General features: G+C 60.4%; 16 protein-coding genes. 13 read left to right on the plus strand and 3 right to left on the minus strand.

The annotated features are described in order from the left end of the window. The 8 genes from ACRXB1_RS03920 to garD all read left to right on the plus strand — a co-directional run. The coding region (locus ACRXB1_RS03920; RefSeq protein ID WP_449491176.1) for an efflux transporter outer membrane subunit at positions 1 to 1184 on the plus strand (1184 nt) is incomplete at its 5' end. Positions 1185 to 1234: 50 nt separating this feature from the next. Beyond that, positions 1235 to 1921 carry a heavy metal response regulator transcription factor gene (locus ACRXB1_RS03925; RefSeq protein ID WP_062003216.1) on the plus strand — a complete coding sequence of 229 codons (687 nt, stop codon included), beginning with the start codon at positions 1235 to 1237 and terminating at the stop codon, positions 1919 to 1921. Further along, the gene (locus ACRXB1_RS03930; protein ID WP_449491177.1) at positions 1918 to 3369 is read left to right on the plus strand and encodes a heavy metal sensor histidine kinase; all 1452 of its coding nucleotides are present in this window, start codon (positions 1918 to 1920) and stop codon (positions 3367 to 3369) included. Before ACRXB1_RS03925 ends, ACRXB1_RS03930 begins: the two co-directional genes overlap by 4 nt. Positions 3370 to 3822: 453 nt before the next feature. Continuing rightward, positions 3823 to 5022, plus strand: a complete 1200-nt coding sequence (locus ACRXB1_RS03935; RefSeq protein WP_062171349.1) for an extracellular solute-binding protein — start codon at positions 3823 to 3825, stop codon at positions 5020 to 5022. A 129-nt stretch (positions 5023 to 5151) separates the two neighbouring features. Continuing rightward, positions 5152 to 6231 (plus strand): ABC transporter ATP-binding protein, encoded by a 1080-nt coding sequence (locus tag ACRXB1_RS03940; protein ID WP_062003717.1) that lies wholly within the window; start codon positions 5152 to 5154, stop codon positions 6229 to 6231. After that, complete coding sequence (locus ACRXB1_RS03945; protein ID WP_062171345.1) at positions 6228 to 7109, plus strand: ABC transporter permease; 882 nt, start codon at positions 6228 to 6230, stop codon at positions 7107 to 7109. The genes ACRXB1_RS03940 and ACRXB1_RS03945 overlap by 4 nt, the downstream gene beginning before the upstream one ends. Continuing rightward, on the plus strand, positions 7109 to 8038 hold the full coding sequence (locus tag ACRXB1_RS03950; protein WP_062171343.1) for an ABC transporter permease: 930 nt from the start codon (positions 7109 to 7111) through the stop codon (positions 8036 to 8038). Before ACRXB1_RS03945 ends, ACRXB1_RS03950 begins: the two co-directional genes overlap by 1 nt. 1135 nt (positions 8039 to 9173) lie before the next feature. Then, a complete protein-coding gene (garD, locus tag ACRXB1_RS03955) occupies positions 9174 to 10724 on the plus strand; it encodes a galactarate dehydratase (RefSeq protein ID WP_062171342.1) in 1551 nt (516 codons plus the stop codon). Between the two features lie 166 nt (positions 10725 to 10890). Here the strand turns inward: garD and ACRXB1_RS03960 are convergent, their stop codons facing one another. Continuing rightward, a complete protein-coding gene (locus ACRXB1_RS03960) occupies positions 10891 to 11259 on the minus strand; it encodes a winged helix-turn-helix transcriptional regulator (RefSeq protein WP_062003211.1) in 369 nt (122 codons plus the stop codon). 109 nt (positions 11260 to 11368) lie between these two features. On the opposite strand from ACRXB1_RS03960, the gene ACRXB1_RS03965 reads away from it, so the two are divergent. Together ACRXB1_RS03965 and ACRXB1_RS03970 are read left to right on the plus strand one after the other, a co-directional pair. Beyond that, positions 11369 to 12103: an SDR family NAD(P)-dependent oxidoreductase gene (locus ACRXB1_RS03965; RefSeq protein ID WP_449491178.1), complete on the plus strand. Its 735-nt coding sequence runs from the start codon at positions 11369 to 11371 to the stop codon at positions 12101 to 12103. A gap of 70 nt (positions 12104 to 12173) precedes the next feature. Then, complete coding sequence (locus ACRXB1_RS03970) at positions 12174 to 12776, plus strand: NADPH-dependent F420 reductase (protein ID WP_449491179.1); 603 nt, start codon at positions 12174 to 12176, stop codon at positions 12774 to 12776. A 43-nt stretch (positions 12777 to 12819) separates the two neighbouring features. On the opposite strand, the gene ACRXB1_RS03975 is transcribed toward ACRXB1_RS03970, so the two are convergent. Both ACRXB1_RS03975 and ACRXB1_RS03980 read right to left on the minus strand, forming a co-directional pair. Further along, a complete protein-coding gene (locus ACRXB1_RS03975) occupies positions 12820 to 13776 on the minus strand; it encodes a sugar ABC transporter substrate-binding protein (RefSeq protein ID WP_375508773.1) in 957 nt (318 codons plus the stop codon). Between the two features lie 176 nt (positions 13777 to 13952). Then, positions 13953 to 14864: a LysR family transcriptional regulator gene (locus tag ACRXB1_RS03980; RefSeq protein ID WP_174363744.1), complete on the minus strand. Its 912-nt coding sequence runs from the start codon at positions 14862 to 14864 to the stop codon at positions 13953 to 13955. A gap of 176 nt (positions 14865 to 15040) precedes the next feature. Between ACRXB1_RS03980 and ACRXB1_RS03985 the strand changes: the two genes are divergently transcribed. The 3 genes from ACRXB1_RS03985 (at position 15041) to ACRXB1_RS03995 (ending at position 18861) form a co-directional block, all read left to right on the plus strand. Beyond that, on the plus strand, positions 15041 to 15910 hold the full coding sequence (locus ACRXB1_RS03985) for an NAD(P)-dependent oxidoreductase (RefSeq protein WP_449491180.1): 870 nt from the start codon (positions 15041 to 15043) through the stop codon (positions 15908 to 15910). 20 nt (positions 15911 to 15930) lie between these two features. Next, complete coding sequence (locus ACRXB1_RS03990; RefSeq protein ID WP_062171333.1) at positions 15931 to 17442, plus strand: aldehyde dehydrogenase family protein; 1512 nt, start codon at positions 15931 to 15933, stop codon at positions 17440 to 17442. A 75-nt stretch (positions 17443 to 17517) separates the two neighbouring features. Then, complete coding sequence (locus tag ACRXB1_RS03995; RefSeq protein WP_062003206.1) at positions 17518 to 18861, plus strand: DUF3100 domain-containing protein; 1344 nt, start codon at positions 17518 to 17520, stop codon at positions 18859 to 18861. Positions 18862 to 18871 lie beyond the last annotated feature (10 nt).

Below are 18871 nucleotides of genomic sequence, written 5' to 3' on the forward strand. Positions count from 1 at the left end.
TCCCGCCCGAGGTCGATTTCGGCGCGACCGGCGCACGCGCCCGGATCTCGCAGAACCGGCCGCAAACCAATTACGCAACGCCGACGCAGTCGACGGTTCAGAACGACATTCGCGTTGGTCCGACCATCGATTACGACACGGATCTGTTCGGCCGGATTCGCCGCGAGATCGAAAGCGCGACGGCGTCCGCGCAGCAATCCGCCGATGATCTTGCGAACGCGCGCCTCGTGCTCACCACGGATCTCGCGAACGACTACTTCTCGATGCGCGAACTCGACGCCGAGATCGACGTGCTGAACCGCTCGGTCGTACTGCAACAGAAGGCGCTGGATTACGTGACGACGCAGCACGATCTCGGCTCGGTGTCCGGGCTCGACGTGCTGCAGCAGAAATCCGAACTCGATACCACCCGCGTACAGGCGCGCCTGCTGCTCAACCAGCGCGCCCAGTTCGAGCATGCGATCGCGGCGCTGATCGGCGTGCCCGCGCCGCAGTTTGCCATTGCGCCGAAGGTGATCGATGCCAACGTGCCGATCATCCCGCTCGGCTTGCCGAGCGATCTGCTGCAACGGCGTCCGGACATCGCATCGGCGGAACGTGCGATGGCCGCCGCCAACGCGCAGATCGGCGTGGCGAAGGCGGCCTATTTCCCGAGCCTTTCGCTGATGCCGGGTATCGGCTGGGAAAGCACGCAGTTCGCCAGCCTGCTGAGCGCGCCCACCTTGATGTGGACGCTCGGCGCAACGGTCGGCCAGGTCATCTTCGATGGCGGGCGGCGCGCCGCGAACGTGGATTTCGCGAGCGCGGGTTATCAGGCCGCCGAGGCGAATTATCGGCAGACGGTGCTTAACGCGTTCCAGCAAGTTCAGGACGGGGTGACGGGTTTATCGGTGCTCGATGCCGCCGCGAAGGAGTCGCAAGAGGCCGTGACCGACGCGCGGCGCCTCTTGACGCTCGCGAACGATCGCTATTCGGGCGGCCTCGTCGCGTTTCTCGATGTGATAACCGCGCAGCAGTCGCTGCTCACGAGCGAGCGGCAGGATGTGCAGATTCACGGGCAACAGCTGACAATGTCGGTGTCGCTGGTGAAAGCGCTGGGCGGCGGCTGGGACGTGAATACGCCCCTTGCAGGCTCGCCCGCACCCGCCAATACGATGGCAGCGAACCCGCCGTCATCGCAGTGACAGAGCCATTACGTTTCCTATAATGGAAGAACGTACATAAGAAGGCGCGCATGAAACTGCTCATCGTGGAAGACGAACACAAGGTAGTCGACTACCTGCGCTCCGGGCTGACGGAGCAGGGCTGGATAGTCGATGTCGCCATGGACGGCGAGGAGGGCACGCATCTCGCGATCGAGTTCGATTACGACGTGATCGTACTCGACGTGATGCTGCCCAAGCGCGACGGCTTCAGCGTGCTGAAGGCGCTCCGGGCACACAAGGCGACGCCCGTGATCATGCTGACCGCGCGTGACCAGATCAACGACCGCGTGCGCGGCCTGCGCGAAGGCGCGGACGATTACCTGACCAAACCGTTTTCATTCCTCGAACTCGTCGAGCGGCTGCACGCGCTCGCGCGCCGCACGCGTGCGCAGGAATCCACGCTGATCGCACTGGGCGATCTGTATGTGGACCTGATCGGCCGCCGGGCGACGCGCGACGGCATACGGCTTGACCTGACCGCGAAGGAGTTCCAGTTGCTGAGCGTTCTGGCGCGCCGCCAGGGCGACATCCTGTCGAAGACGGCCATCACGGAGCTGGTGTGGGAGGTCAATTTCGACAGTCACACCAACGTGGTGGAAACCGCGATCAAGCGGCTGCGCGCGAAACTCGACGGTCCGTTCCGGACCAAGCTGCTGCACACGGTGCGCGGCATGGGTTACGTCCTCGAGGTCCGCGACGAAGCGGCCGCATCATGAACCGGTCCATCTCGCGCCGACTTGCATTCATGTTCGCGGCGGTCGCGCTGTTCGTGTTCACGCTCGTAGGCTCCGGACTATTCCTGGTACTGAGCACCCAGCTTGAACAGCATTTGCGCGAATCGCTCGATGACCGCAGCGAGATTGCGAAGATCATCGTTTATCACGCGATGACACCCGAGAAATGGAAGCTCGCTCGCGAACGCCTCGCCGACATGACCCCCCGCGACGGCTACACCCGCTATTCGGTGACGAGCAGCAATCCGGCGTTCAGCATCGGGCAACCGATGACAGGCCAGGTGGTCGATCGCTGGCCCGGCGGTTACGAACGCGTCCGGACGAACGACGGCAAATGCGACATGCTCATCAACACGATCGAAATCCCGTCGTATGGCGACAGGCCTGCGGTTCAGCTTCAGGTCGGCGCGGGTTATGCCGCGAACACGCGCACCATGCGCGCGTTTGGTTTTGCGCTTGCGGCGTTATCGGCGCTTGGAAGTCTCGGGGTCTTGTTGTTGAGTTATTCGGTCACGCGTCTGGGCCTCGCGCCGCTCACCCGGCTGACACGCGACGCTTCGGCAGTCAGCCCGAACAATCGCTCGCAGCGTCTCAACACGAGTTCGCTGCCGCTCGAACTGAGCGATCTCGCCAACTCGTTCAACGGCGCGCTGGAGCGGCTCGACGCCGCGTATGGACGGCTCGAGTCGTTCAATGCCGATGTCGCGCACGAGTTGCGCACGCCGGTCACGATCCTGATCGGGCAGACGGAAGTCGCATTGACGCGCAATCGTTCAGTCGACGACCTGCGCCAGACGCTGCAATCCAATCTGGAAGAGTTCGGTCGCATGCGGGCGATCATCAACGACATGCTGTTCCTCGCGCGTGCCGACCAGGGCGAACGAGCAACGGGTCTCGTCGATACATCGCTTGCCGCCGAAGTCGCGCACACGCTGGAGTTTCTCGAGATTCCGCTGGAAGAGGCGCAGGTCCATGCAATTTCTTCCGGCGACGCCTTCGTGCGCGTCAACAAATCGCTGTTCGGCCGCGCATGCATCAACTTGCTGATGAACGCGATCCAGCATTGCGAGGCGGGATCGGTCATCAGCGTTTCGATCAGGCGCGAAGGCGATCAGGTGCGCGTGGCGGTGGCGAACCCGGGGCAAGCAATCGAACCCGCGGTGCTCGATCATTTGTTCGACCGGTTTTACCGGGCGGAAGTATCGCGCACGAACAGCCGCGAGAATCACGGACTGGGCCTGGCTATCGTGAAAGCGACGGCCGAAATGCATGGCGGGAAGGTGTTTGCGACCAGCGCGGGCGGCATCAACACGTTCGGGTTTTCCGTCGAGGCGTCGGAAATCGCTGAGCAGCCCCAGGCTCCGCCCGATTTACGGGTTCAAGAACCGCGCGCCGAAACTTCGATGCAGACGGCTTCAATCAGCCACTAAGCTGGCTGGCAGTAAGATCATGCTTGCCCGGCGACATTGCTCGTCGGGGAGTTACCGTTCTCCGGTTGCCACGCATCGAGGTGGCCGATCTTGCCAACTACACTTTCACGCACTCACCGAAAAGTTGTCGTACAACGTACCTGCTTGTCGGGTGGTTGTCGCAATTAATTCTCCACTCGCAAATGACCCGTGCGGGCTGCTCTAAACGGCGAGATGGTTTATATACGGGCCTTCGTGCGTCCATGCGCGAGAATTCAGCGTTCACCTGCAACCTTACGTTTAAGGGTTAACGGTTATGGAAAGCGTAGTCCGTCCCGGTTATGTTCTCATACGACAACATACATCGATAAATGCGCCGTAAAGAGCGTCCTCCTGCGGCCGTTACCTGGCCGTCGGCCGGCATCGGCCCCAAATCGATCCGCATAAAATCCATACGAAGAGCGAGGAGACGAAATGATTCTGTCCGGCCGATTACTGGCTAGATTTTCAGCGAAGCTGACCGTGCTGTGCGGCGCGTTGAGCGCGGTGGCGGCTATTGCCGTGATCACCACGCCTGCCGCGCACGCGGCCGACCCTGTGTCGATCAACATCGTCGACGTAGCGGGCAACCTGCAGCTCACGCAAAAGGCGTTCGAAGCATTCAAGGCGAAGTATCCGCAGCTCGTTTCCAACATTACCTTCACCAACGCGCCCGCCCCGCAATTGCCCGGCAAGATCAAGGCGATGCAGGCCGCCGGACGCTCCGACATCGACCTCGTGCTGACCGGCACCGACGCGCTGGCTGCGGGTATCGAACAGAAGCTGTGGATGAAACTGCTGCCCGAACAATCGGCCTCATTCCCCGGTCTCCTCGATAAATACGCACCCGGTCCGCGCAAGATGCAGGACATAGCGCAGGGTTACGGCATTGAAGTGACGTACATGCCTGCTGGTCCGCTGATCGAATACAACCCGGCGAAGGTCACCGATCCGCCGAAGACGCCCGAGCAGTTGCTCGCATGGTGCAAGGCACATCCGGACAAGCTCATCTATGCACGCCCGGCCAACTCCGGTCCGGGACGCACTTTCCTGATGGGCCTGCCATACGTTCTCGGCGACAAGGACCCGCGTGACCCCATCAACGGCTGGGACAAGACATGGGCCTTCCTCAAGCAACTGAATGATTGCATTCCTTATTACCCGGGCGGAACATCGGCGGTGATGAAGGAGCTGGGCGAAGGCTCGCGCGACATGACGCTCACGGTGACAGGCTGGGACATCAATCCGCGCGCACTGGGTCTGGTGCCGGCGGAGTTCAAGGTCCAGGCGTTCGACAACATGACGTGGGTCAACGACGCCCACTACATGGTGATCCCGAACGGCGTGCCGAAGGAAAAGCTCGACGTGCTCTACAAGATGATGAACTTCATGCTCGAACCGGCGCAGCAGGCCATGACTTTCGACGATGGTTATTTCTATCCGGGGCCGGCCGTAAAGGGCGTAACGATCGAATCGGCGCCGGCGAAGAGCCAGGACGTGATCAAGAAGTACGGCCGTCCGGAATACGCAAAGCTGCTGGCTGACCGTCCGCACGTGGTGCCGTTGAGCGCGACCGCGATGGTTGCCGCGTTCCAGAAATGGGACCGCGAGATCGGTTCGCAGAAGTCAAAGTAAGGCAGTCGAAGTAAAGCGCCTAAGGCCGTGCGGTTTTCATCAAGCCGCACGGCGTCGTTAACAGCTTCGTCAACAGCTTCATCAACAGCTTCATCAACAGCTTCGTGAGTGAAGTATCGGGAACCTGCCATGAAACATCAGTTCGATGAGTTGCGACTCGATTCCGTCAGCCGCAGTTTCATGAACGCCGAAGGCCAGGCGGTCGCGGCATTGCGCGGACTTGCATTGAGTATCCAGCGTGGCGAGTTCATCGCGTTGCTGGGACCTTCCGGATGCGGCAAGTCGACGGCGCTCAATTGCATCGCCGGATTGCAGCCGCTGACCGGCGGAAAGATCTGGCTCGATACACAGCGTATCGATGTCCTCCCACCCGAGAAGCGCGGGTTCGGCATGGTGTTCCAGAACTATGCGTTGTTCCCGCATATGTCGGTGCTGGATAACGTCGGCTTCGGCCTCAAGATGCGGGGCGTAGCCAAGAGCGAAGCCGCGCGCCGGGCGTTCGAAGCGTTGCAGATGGTGCAGCTCGTCGGACAGGAAAAGAAGCTGCCTGGACAGTTGTCCGGTGGTCAGCAACAGCGTGTTGCCATCGCGCGGGCGATCGTGATCGAACCGTCGCTCGTGTTGATGGATGAACCGCTTTCTAACCTGGATACGAAGTTGCGCATTGAAATGCGTGCCGAGATCCGGCGCATTCACAGCCAGCTCGGACGCTCGACCATTTATGTGACGCACGATCAGGACGAGGCGTTGTCGATGGCGGATCGTATCGTGGTGATGCGTGAAGGCACCGTGCAGCAAGTCGCGTCGCCGAAAGAGATTTACGAGCGGCCCGGCAATCTGCATGTGGCGCGTTTCCTGGGGTATCGGAACGTGGCGGAGTTCACGCTGGAAGGCATGGCGGGCGAGGGCGTTGCGGTCAACGCGAATGGCGTGCGCCTGGTCGGCATGCCGATGGCCGGTTTCAACACCAAGCGCGTGAGCGTTGCAATGCGTCCCGAGGATATCGACCGTGCGTCGCCGGGTGCGGAGAATTCATTTAACGCCGAAGTGCTGACGGTCGAATACGGCGGCCAGGATTCGCTGATCCGCGTGAAGGCCGCGTTCGGTTTGTTGTGGGCGCGCGTGACGGGCGACGTAGCCGTTGGCGAAGTCATCACACTTCGCGTGCCGCCACTGCGTACGCTCGTATATGAAGGGGAAGCGCAATGAGCTCGCCACCGCTGCCGCTACCCAATGCGGTTCCGCGCGACGCCAAGGCATGGCTCGTCTCGCCGGCGCTGATTTTCATCTTCGCGTTGTTCGTCTATCCGTTCATTTATGGCCTGGTGCTTTCGTTCCAGCCCATGAACGGCGGTTCCGCGTTCGCCAACTACATCACGTTCTTCACCGATACCGCGATGTGGCCCACCATCATCGTCACGTTGAAGCTCGCTGTTCCGGCGACGATCATCAACGTGGGATTATCGGTTCCGGTTGCCTTCGCGTTGCGGCGCAATTCGCCGTACCAGAAGTTCGTGACCACGCTGCTCGTGATTCCGGTGACGCTCGGCACCGTGTTGATTGCCGATGGCATGCTGACGTATTTCGGCCCCAACGGCTGGTTCTCGCAAGCGGTGCACGGACTGCATTTTTATCGCGATGAAGTCCGGCTCACGCATAACTATTGGGGCGTGCTGATATCGCTGATCGTGTCGGGGTTTCCGTTTGCGTTCTTGCTGACGCTCTCGTACGTGACCGGCATCGATCCGACGCTTGCACGTGCCGCCGCTACCCTTGGCGCCAGTCCTTGGCAGCAGTTCAAGCAGATCTACCTGCCGCTTCTGATGCCGGGGCTCACCATGGCTGCGTGCCTCTCGTTCGTGCAGGCGTTCTCGGTGTTTCCATCGGCGGTTCTGCTTGGCGCGCCGGCCGGCCCCACCCGCGTGATCTCGATCGCCGCTGCGGAAGCCGCCTTCGAGAACTATGATTATTCGCTTGCATCCGCCATTGCGATGGTTATGGGCTTCGTACAATTGCTGGTGGTCGCGGGTATGCTCGGCACGCGGCGCTTCTTCTACACGGGTCCGGTGACCGGAGGTAAAGGCTGATGGCAACCGATAATCACGCACCCGTGTGGTCCGCTTCCTCCCGTGCTCCGGCGCCCGACAGCCGTAACGACGGCGCTCAACCCGCAAAGCCGATGAAACCCCATGTGAGCCTCGGCGACCGCGTCTGGAAGATGTTCGTCTGGGGCGCGATGGCGTTTTTCCTCTTCAACGTGCTGTTGCTGATTGCAACTGTCGCGGTGAATTCGGTGGCGACGCGCTGGTTCGGTACGCTGTTGCCGGCCGGCTTCACGCTGCACTGGTACGCGCAAGCTTGGGGCGACTTTCAGTTGGCGAGCGTGCTGTGGGTGACCATGGAAGTCGTTGGCGCGGTGGTGCTTTTGTCGATAGCGCTTGGTGTACCCGCAGCCTATGCGCTCGCCCGGGTGCAGTTTCGCGGCAAACGTTTTGCGATGCTCGTGTTCCTGTTGCCGCTGATGGTGCCGCCGGTCACTTACGGCATTCCGATGGCGACCGTCATGTACAAGGTTGGTCTTGCTGGAACGCTGAGCGGCGTGATCCTTGCGAACCTCGTGCCGGCGTTGCCGTTTGTGATTTTGGTGATGACGCCGTTCATTGAACAGATCGATCCGAATCTCGAAGCGGCCGCGCGGATCTTTGGCGCGAACACGGCGAAGTACTTTCGATATGTGCTGCTGCCGCTGTTGATGCCCGGGATGCTTGCCGCGGGGTTGCTTGTGCTGGTTCGGACCATTGGCATGTTCGAGTTGACGTTTTTTACTGCTGGGCCGACCACGCAGACGCTTGTTGTTGCGCTGTATTACGCTGTGTTTTCGACGGGTGTGAGAGCACCTCAGTCCATTGATGCAATGGCGATGATCTATATGGCTATCACGCTGGTGTGGGTGTTGATCGCGCTGCAGTTTGTTAGTCCGACGCAGCTTGTTTCGAGGGTTAAGGAGCAGAGGTAGGGAGGGGAGACGGTGTGGGCGGTCGGGGTTGGGGACGGGTTGCTGCTTTTTAGGCTACCGCGGGTTCTGTTCTAGCTGTTCTCTTTTGCACTATTAGCCACTGTCCGTGGCGGGACTTCATTTCACGGGTAATGCGCTGACGCTTGGCTGGTCTTTGGCAGCGGTCAGGATTGATGCTGGGTTGCTGCTGCTTAGGCCTTCGCGCGTTCCCTGTTTTCTGATTTCTTTAGCACTGTTAGCCACTGTCCGTGGCGGGACTTCATTTCTTTGTCCAACGGCGACAAAGAAACGAAGCAAAGAAAACGCCTCTCAACCGCTAATTCTTAAGTGTCCCGAGCGTGCACCTTTAACTGTTTGGTACTTCAGAAGGACGCTCTACGCCGCAATCAAGAACACTTGAAACCCTCCTCCTCCGTCAACGGCAACCCACACGCTTCGCCACCAGTGTGGGAGTCCGTTAACCAGGCTTCCGCGCTGCGCGCGCTGGCGCCCAAACAGAAGGGGCGGCTGTTCTGGTGGCGAAGTCTCGGGCAAGTTCATGATGGTGTGGTCCGTTATGGTTTCGCTTGCGCTCAACCGATGTTATGCGTTGTGCAGGTTTCCGTATTGACGGCCACAATTACTGGTGGCGAAGCGTGTGGGTATCTGTTGACGGAGGGGGAGGGTTTCGAGTGTTCTGAATTCCGGCGTCGAGCGTTCTTCTGAAGTACCAAACAGTTGTACGTGCACGCTCGGGACACTTAAGAATTAGCGGTTGGGAGGCGTTTTCTTTGCTTCGTTTCTTTTTCGCCGTTGGAAAAAGAAATGAAGTCCCGCCACGGACAGTGGCTAATAGTGCTAAAAAAGTCAGCCAACACAAAACGCGCGGTAGCCTCAAGAGCAACAACCCGGCATCAACCCTGACCGCTGCCAAAAACCGACCAAGCGCCAGCGAACAACCCGTGAAATGAAGTCCCGCCACGGACAGTGGCTAATAGTGCTAAAGAAACCAGACAACAGGGAACGCGCGAAGGCCTAAGCAGCAGCAACCCGGCATGAACCCTGACCGCTGCCAAAAACCGACCAAGCGCCAGCCAACAACCCGTGCACACTGCCATCACAATCTCCGACCGCTAAACCCGGAACCATCAAAACCATGGACCAGTCCCCCCACTACATCCAAGTCCACCCCAACGACAATGTAGCGATTGTCGTCAACGACGGTGGCCTGCCCGAAGGCGCAACCTTCCCCGATGGTCTCGCGCTGCGCGAACGCATCCCCCAAGGCCATAAAGTCGCGCTGGCGGACCTCGCCGAAAACGATGCCGTCATACGCTACGACGTGGTCATCGGCTATGCGCTAAAGGACCTGCCCAAGGGAAGCTGGATCAACGAGCACGTAATCCGCATGCCCGAGCCGCCAGGCCTCGAAGACTTGCCGATCGCCACGCGCGTCCCGCCCGACATGCCGCCGCTCGAAGGCTTCACCTTCGAAGGCTATCGCAATGCCGATGGCACCGTCGGCTCGCGCAATATCCTCGCCATCACGACGACCGTGCAATGTGTATCGGGCGTGGTCGAACACGCGGTCGCGCGCATCAAGGCGGAGCTGCTGCCACGTTATCCGAATGTGGATGACGTCGTCGGACTCGAACATACCTACGGTTGTGGCGTGGCTATCGATGCAACCGATGCCATGGTCCCCATTCGCACCGTGCGAAACATCAGCCTGAACCCGAACTTCGGCGGCGAAGTGATGATGGTGAGTCTCGGTTGCGAAAAGCTTCAGCCCGAACGCCTCATGCCCGCCGGCACGATCCCGATCGCGATGCAGGACGAAGCCAACGGCGACGTCGTCGTACTGCAGGACAATGCGCACGTCGGCTTCCAATCGATGATCGATTCCATCATGCGCACGGCCACGCGCCATCTCGAACGCCTGAACCAGCGACGGCGCGAGACATGTCCCGCCTCCGACCTGACGATCGGCGTGCAGTGCGGCGGCAGCGATGCGTTCTCCGGACTCACGGCCAATCCTGCAGTCGGTTACGCAACCGATTTGCTGGTGCGCGCCGGCGCAACGGTGATGTTTTCGGAAGTGACCGAAGTCCGTGATGGCGTCGATCAACTGACGAGCCGCGCTGCGAACGCGGAGGTCGCGCAGGCGATCATCCGCGAGATGCAGTGGTACGACAGCTATCTGAAGCGCGGCGGTGCGGACCGCAGCGCGAACACGACGCCCGGCAATAAAAAAGGCGGCTTGTCGAACATCGTCGAAAAAGCGATGGGTTCGATCATCAAGTCCGGCAATTCGGCCATCTCCGGCGTGCTTTCACCCGGCGAAAAAGTGAAGCAGAAAGGCTTGATCTTCGCTGCAACGCCCGCCAGCGATTTTATTTGCGGCACGCTGCAAGTGGCCGCCGGTATCAACCTGCATGTCTTCACGACCGGACGCGGCACGCCGTACAGCCTTGCCGAAGTACCGGTCATCAAGATGGCGACGCGTTCCGACCTTGCGCGCCGCTGGCATGATCTGATGGACATCGATGCTGGCAGGATCGCAACGGGCGACGCGACGATCGAGGACGTGGGCTGGGAACTGTTCCGCCTGATGCTCGATGTCGCGAGCGGACGCAAGCAGACGTGTGCCGAAAAGCTCAATTTGCATAACGCCTTGACGCTGTTTAATCCTGCGCCTGTGACGTGAATGAAACGGCTCGGCTCGCGCCGGCTTGATACAGGCGCGGACGATGGCTCTGAGCCGAGCGCGGCGGCACAGTCGCCCATCCTGACGGCCTCATCGGAAGAGTTCGACCTGCCGCTCTCCCACGAATGCGGCGGGTTGTCCGACTCGGCAGTTCTTCAGCATCCGGCTAGCGCAACGTGTCGCGCTCGACGAGAGCGCTCACCATATCTGCCATGTTCTCGGTTCCCCAAGTGCACAGCGGGACAATCCGGTCGGTCAGACTGCGGCCGAGCGGAGTCAGCGCGTAGTCCACGCGCGGTGGCACCTCCTTGTAGTCGGTCCTCACCAGCACGCGATCGGTCTCCAGTTCCTTCAATTGCTGGATCAGCACCTTGGCGCTGACGCCATGGACGTTGCGCTTGATCTCACCGTAGCGCTTCGGGCCGTCGAGCAGGAAGTACAGGATCAGCGGCTTCCACTTGCCCGCGATGATGCTGAGTGTGGCCGCGAGCCCGTAGGAGTAACGGCCACCGCAATGTTCAGAAGAGTCGGTCATATCATGGTTACCAAAAGGTGCATACTTGTGCTTAGGTTATCAGAAGTGCATGCTTGTCTCAAGAAAGCAGTTCCCTGCTTCCGGACAACTTCAAGGAAGGATGCACGACATGACCAGACTCAATGGAAAGACCGCGGTGATCACTGGTGGCGCCACCGGCATCGGCCTCGCCTCAGCAAAGCGGTTCATCGAAGAGGGCGCCTTCGTCTTCATCTTCGGCCGCCGGCAAGAAGCGCTCGACGCCGCCGTGGCCGACCTCGGTCCTAATGCCCGCGCGGTGAAGGGCTCGGTCTCGAATGAGGCTGACCTCGACCGGCTCTACGCGGCGGTGAAGGCCGAGCGCGGAACCCTCGACATAGTCTTCGCCAATGCCGGGGCGGGAAGCCAGGCTGTGCTCGGCAAGATCACCGCCGAGCACATCGACGAACACTTCGACACCAATGTGAAGGGTACGATCTTCACAGTCCAGAAGGCGCTGCCGCTGATGGGCAAGGGCGGTTCGATCATCCTGACCGGATCGAGCGCCGGTACCACGGGCGCCCCGGCAATGAGCGCTTATAGCGCGAGCAAGGCGGCAGTGCGCAACCTCGCGCGGACCTGGGCGGACGATCTGAAGGGCACCGGCATCCGGGTCAACGTGCTATCGCCCGGGGGGACTGCGACCGATCTCGCGAAGGCAGCGCTAGGCGAGGAGGGCATGAAGGTCTTCGCCTCGATGAATCCGCTTCAGCGCATGGCCGATCCGGCAGAAATCGGGGCTGTGGCCGCCTTTCTCGCGTCGTCGGACAGCAGCTTCATGACCGCCAGCGAGGTCGCCGTCGACGGCGGCCTGGCGCAACTCTGATGCGCTACGCCCGCCGGTCACTCCATTCAATATTCGGAGCCCGTAGGGCGTATTAATCGAAGGAGAATGTATGAGCTACGCAATCATCGGCTTCGGCAAGATCGGCCAGGCGCTTGCCAAGGCGTTTGCCCGAAGCGGCATCGAAGTATCCGTTGCAACCACGCGCGACCCGGAAAGCTTTGCATCCGCCGCGGCCGCGATCGGACCCATGATCATTCCCAAAAAATTGGAGGAAGCGGTCAAGGCGGACATCGTATTCCTGGCTGTGCGTTTCGAGTCGCAGCGGGATGTCGCGAAGGCGCTGTCCACCTGGCAGGGCAAGACCATCGTCGATGTGACCAACGCCTACGGCGTGCCGCCTGAGGAACTGGGGGGACAACCTTCTTCCAGGGCCGTCGCGCAGGCCTTCACTGGCGGAAGACTGGTCAAGGGTTTCAATCATCTGGGCGCGGCCGTCCTTGACCAGGATCCGGCCGTACAGGGTGGCAGGAGAGTCGTGTTCCTGGCGAGCGACGATGACGGCGCAGCAGCGAAGATTGGTACGGTTGCGGAAAATCTCGGTTTCTCGCCGATCAAACTTGGCGGCCTTTCGGAAGGTGGACTGCTTGTGCAGGCGCGCGGAAATAGCTGGGGTCAACTGATCTTCAAGGACCTGGTCAAGTTCGACGGATGAATTCCATGGGTGATGCAACGTTCGCTGGAACGGGTTGCATTGCTCACTTCGCCTTGTCCTGCCCCAGCATCTTCTGCGCTTGCGCCGCGTTCTCCTTGCTGACGAGAATCGAAGGCACGTATGTCGCGGGCGGTATCGTGCGATCGCCCGCAAGATACCGTGCGACGTTGTCGACAGCCGTCTTGCCGATCAAGTAAGGCTGTTGTGCGACCACGGCCGCTGCGCTTGAACGCGCGTCCTTCACGAGCGCGACTGCTTCGGGACTTCCATCCACGCCATAGGTCCGGATCTCACTGCGGTGCGCTGCATCCACTGCTTGCGTGGCGCCTACTTGCGGCCCGTCCCATGCGGCCCAGATCGCCTGCACGGTTCCCTTCGGGTACTTTTCAAGCAGCCTCGCAACCTGCTGACGTGCGTTTTCCACCGTATTCGGAATGACTTCGTGCAACTCGGGCTCGATGATCGTGATTTTCGGATACCACCTCAGCACAGCGCGCAGCATCTCGTAGCGGATGGCATCGACCGGCGTGTTATAGAAGCCGTTGAACACCATGATCTTTCCTTCACCGCGAAGATCGTTGGCGAGCTTCAACGCCAGTTGCTCGCCAATATAAAAGTTATCCGATGTCGTGACGTTGATGCTCGACGGACTGGCGGTATCGACGGTGAAAAGCGGAATGCCTGCCTCGCGAATCTTCTTGAGGTACGGTTCGAGCAGCGCGGCCGAACCAAGCTGTTCGATGATCGCATCAGGCTTCTGCCCGGTCAGCGCCTGCAACTGCTCGACTTGCCTGCTGTCTTCGCGGCCCGCGTCCATGGGAATGGGCGTGCCGCCAAGCCGTTTCACTTCATCGATTTGTCCCTGGTACGCCTTCAAGTCCCAGTAGTGTTCCGTGCCGGCCACGCTGATGCCGATCCGCTTTCCCTTGAGCGTTGGCGCGCTGTTCGAATTAGCGTTGGGATCCGCGGCGAGGGCGCCATATGGCTGCAATAGAAGCATCGTCGCAATGAAGATGCCGCACATCGTGCTGCATCTTCGAAGCATTGCGTTGGTCTTTGTAGTGTCGAGCTTGGTGACCATGTTGAATCGTTTTGACTGAGTTAATGAAGGACATAAGAACTAAGCTCGGTGCCCTGGATACTCATTTTAGATTGATCAACAACCGCGACCTTCGCTTAACGAAACGCTCTCATTTGCGAGGACATCAGTTGGAGCATCTTGTTCGATGCCACCGACAACTTCCTTCCTGCACGCGTGACCAGGTGCGCTTCGGCCTGCTTCAGTATTGGATGATCGATTTCAATGGCTAGCAGTTCGCCCGCTGCCAGTTCGGTCGTCACGGCGAACGCAGGCAGGACAGCGAGACCCAGGTTTGATTTTGCGAACTGCTTGAGGATGTTGATGGAGTTGGTCGTGACAACGGGATCGAGCCTGACCTTTTCCGCGAATTCAACGGCCTGGAGCATCTGCCGCGTGCCGTAGGTCGCATGTGTTGCCGCCAACGGATAACCCGCCAGCTCTTTGACGCTCATGGTTTTCTGCTTGCTGGAACGAATGAACTTCGGATTGACGATGGCCATCATCGGTTGCTGCTTGATCGCGCGCGACACGATCTTGGGTTCGCCCGGCGGGTTATAAACCAGTCCGATCTCGCCTTCGTCTTCGGAGATTCTGCGCATGACGTCGTTCGTGCTGCCGAGATCGAGGTTGATCTTGATCCCGGGGTAAAGCCTGCAGAAATGCTGCATGGGTCCGGCCAGGACGTCGGAAACAAAACCTTCTCCGAGCACGACACCGACCGTTCCTGTTCTCAACCCGCGCAATTCCTGCAGACGCGAGATCAGGTCGTCCTTGTGCGCGAGTTGCTCGCGGAAGTATTCGATCAGGATCTGGCCGGCCTCCGTGGGCCGCACGCCGCGTGCGTGCCGCTCGAGCAATGCCGCGTCCAGTTCCGTCTCCAGCAAGCCGATTTGCCGGCTCACGGCCGAAGGCGCTACGTCGAGCCAGTCGGCGGCGGCGCGGATCGTGCCGCATCGGACCGCCTCGAAAAAATAGACGATTCTGCTTTCGGTCAGGTTGTCGGCCATGGCGTGGTTTTCCAGCGCGCGCTTCGAGGGTGAGTGTTCTAAAAATCAGAACGATATCAATATTGGCGCTGATTGATTATAGGGTCTTGCCGACCGAAGATAAGCCTTCCAAACACGCTCGACGACGGACAGACCTTTTCTCTCCGGCCGGGGCGTATTCGCGATGGAGGGGATTTATGCAGACGGTTGGTGTGGTGGGATTGGGGAACATGGGGCGCGGCATGGCGCTTTCGCTCAAGCGCGGCGGTTATGCCGTGCTTGGATTCGATGCGGCGCCCGGTGTCGCGGCCGCGCTCGAAGCCGAGGGCGTCTCGCCGCGTGCGTCCATTGCCGACATCACGCGGGACGCGGATGTGCTGGTCTTGTCGCTGCCGACATCGGCGATCGTGGAAGCGGTCGTACTCGGTGAAGGCGGAATTGCCGCGCACGGAAAGGCGGGGCTCATCGTTGTCGATACAACTACTGCCGAGCCGAACAGCACGCGCAAGGTCGCGGCTGCGTTGGCGGAGCTGAAGATCGGTTTCGTCGATGCTCCCGTGAGCGGCGGTCCGAAAGGCGCGGCAACCGCGACCATGACCATGGTTCTCGGCGGTTCGGAACAGGACGTCGCGGCGGTCGAACCGATCCTCGCCGTGATGAGCGCGAAGCGCGTGCATGTCGGCCCGGTCGGCGCGGGGCACGTCACGAAGATCATCAACAACTTGCTGACGGGCGTGCATCTGCTCGCAACGAGTGAAGCGGTGCGCGCGGCAAAGGCCGCCGGCGTGGATCCGGAGAAGCTGGTCGAAGCGCTCAACGGCGGTTCGGGCCGCAACAGCGCGACGCTCACGAACTATCCCACGTGGATCTTCACCGACACGTTCGATTCCGGTTTCACCATGAAACTCATGCGCAAGGACGTGCGCCTCGCGATGGACTTGCTGCGCGCACAGGACATCGATGCACCGGTCGCCACGGAAGCAGGGCGCTTGTGGGCGGAAAGCGAAAAGACCATCGGCGATGCGGAGGACTTCAATCGCATCGTGCAATTCATCGAACCAAAGTAAGCGAATTCCGGAGAATCAAAATGGATGACAACGCAGCAGAAAACCTGTTGGCCGCCTTCGCACATTTCTTCCCGAATGCAAAGACGATCGGATCGTATGTTGGCGGTGAACTCATAGAAGGAACGGGCGAACTGATCCAGCTCTACGATGCCGCCACCGGCAAGCCGAGCCTTTCGTACAAGGATGGCGGCGCGGCCATCGTCGATATCGCCGCGGATGCTGCACAACGCGCGCAGAAACAATGGTGGGCGATGACGCACGCCGCACGCGGGCGCGTGATGTTCGACATTGCGCGCGAGTTGCGGCGCGATACCGAAAACCTCGCGCGCCTTGAATCGATGGGCTCTGGCAAGCCTATTCGCGATTGCCGTGGCGAAGTCGCCAAGGTCGCGGAAATGTTCGAGTACTACGGCGGCTGGGCCGACAAGTTCTACGGCGACGTGATCCCCGTTCCGACATCGCATCTGAACTACACGCGGCGCGAACCGGCGGGCACCGTCTTGCAGATCACGCCCTGGAACGCACCGGTCTTCACATGCGGATGGCAACTTGCACCGGCTATCTGCATGGGTAATGCGGTGTTGCTGAAGCCGTCGGAGATGACACCTTTTACGTCGCTCGTCGTTGCCATGCTCGCGGAAAAGGCGGGTGCGCCCAAGGGCTTGATCAACGTTCTCGCAGGTCTTGGACACACCGTTGCGCAAGCTGCAATTGCGCACAAGGCAGTGAAGAAAGTCGTGTTCGTCGGTTCGCCCGCGACCGGCGTGCGCATTGCAGAAGCGGCGGCCAAACGGGTGCTGCCCTGCGTGCTGGAACTCGGCGGCAAGTCGGCCAACATCATCTTCGCCGATGCCAACCTGAAGCACGCCGCGCTGACCGCGCAAGCCGCGATCTTCGCCGGAGCCGGCCAGAGTTGCGTGGCGGGATCGCGTCTGCTGGTCCAGCGTTCGGTCTATGACGAGTTCGTCGGCATGGTGGCAGCGGGCGCGCGCAAGATCAAGGTCGGTCTTCCGCTCGATGACGCCACCGAAGTCGGCCCGATCAATAACATCACGCAGTACAACCATGTGATGAAGATGATCGCAAGCGGCGTCGAGGCAGGCGCAACGCTCGCAGCGGGATCGGCTGAGCGATCCGATGGCGGCTACTTCGTCTCGCCGACGGTGCTGTCGAACGTAACGAACGAAATGGATGTGGCGCGCACGGAGATTTTCGGACCGGTGGTGGCCGCCATTCCATTCGATACCGAAGAAGAGGCGCTTGCCATTGCGAACGATACCGAGTTTGGCCTTGCCGGTGCGGTGTGGACCAACGACGTGGGCCGTGCTCATCGCGTGGCGGGTCAGGTCAATGCCGGAACCTTCTGGATCAATGGCTATAAAACCATTAATGTCGCGTCTCCGTTCGGTGGCTATGGTATGAGTGGATACGGACGTTCGAGCGGGGTGGAAGCGTTGTACGAGTACACGCAGACCAAGAGCGTGTGGGTTGAAACGGCTAAAGAACCGGCAACTGCATTCGGCTATCTTTGAAGTTTTTTATAAGGCAACATGCCTTCCCGCGTTGGACCGAAGCGGGAAGACAAGAGGACATAAAGGAGAAAAACAATGGCAAGCACGGTGGCTGCGCAACAACGGGGCAGTGATGGCTTGAGGAGCGCGAAGCTCTTCTTTTATGCAGCAGTCATCCTGCTCATTGCCGAATTCATCGGCTCGTTCACGTTCAAGGTCGGGCCGGGAAAAGTCGTTCTGCTCCCTATGATCTGGGCGCTTCTTCTCGGCGCCGCTCTAGGTCTGGCAAGTGGCCGATGGAGCGGCGCCGCGCGGCTCGACGTCAAGACGCAGTTCCTCGCTGCGGCCGTATTGCAGCCTGCGCTTCTCTTGTTTGTAGCCAAGCTGGGATTGCTGGTGGGCGGTGCGTTGCCCAAGCTCGCCGCGTCGGGGTGGGCACTGGCGTTCCAGGAGCTCGGGCATTTTGTCGGGACCATCCTGCTCGGTTTGCCGCTTGCGTTGCTGCTCGGTATCAAGCGCGAGGCGATCGGCGCGACCTTTTCCGTGGGGCGCGAACCGAGTCTTGCGATCATCGGCGAGAAGTACGGCATGGACTCGCCGGAAGGACGCGGCGTGCTTGCCGAGTATCTGACGGGGACGGTCTTCGGCGCGGTGTTCATCGCGATCTTTGCGGGCTTTGTCGCAAGCCTGAACATCTTCCATCCGCTTGCGCTTGCAATGGGTTCGGGTGTTGGGTCGGGCAGCATGATGGCCGCCGCATCAGGTGCAATCGCCGCACAGCAGACGCCCGAAATGGCGAAGGCCGTGCTGACGTTTGCCGCCGCGAGCAACCTGATCACGACGACTGTCGGCACCTACTTCACGCTCTTCATTTCGCTGCCGATGGCCGTATGGGGATACCGCATTCTCGAGCCGCTGATCGGGCGTACGAGCAAGGCGTCGGATGCATCGAAGGTCATCGAAGACGAGCGTCCGAAGCTCGGCGATGTCGAAACCGCCGCGCCCGAACTGGGTTATCGCGGGAAGCTGGTTGCGTGGGGCGTGACCGCTGTGTTCGCACTCGGTTGCGACTGGATCACGCACGGCACCACGCCGTTTTCCGGTTTCCCCGGCATGTTGATCATGGTGCTTGCGACCATTGTTGGCGACGCCATCTACACGGTGAGCGGACGCAAGATCCCGGCGGTTTGCTGGGTCTCGATTGTCGCGATGTTCCTGACGTCACCGTGGTGCCCGTGGGCGTCACAGATATCGGCGTACAGCGCACAGAACGATTTTCTCAGCATCACCACGCCCATGTTGACCTTTGCAGGCCTCTCGATTGCCAAGGACATCCCCGCGTTTCGCCGGCTGGGATGGCGCATCGTGCTGGTATCGTTTGTGGCGAATGCGGGAACGTTCCTGGGCGCGACGCTGGTGGCGCAGTTCTTCCACGTCTGAGCGTTCGAAC

It is taken from the genome of Caballeronia sp. M23-90, assembly GCF_053574605.1.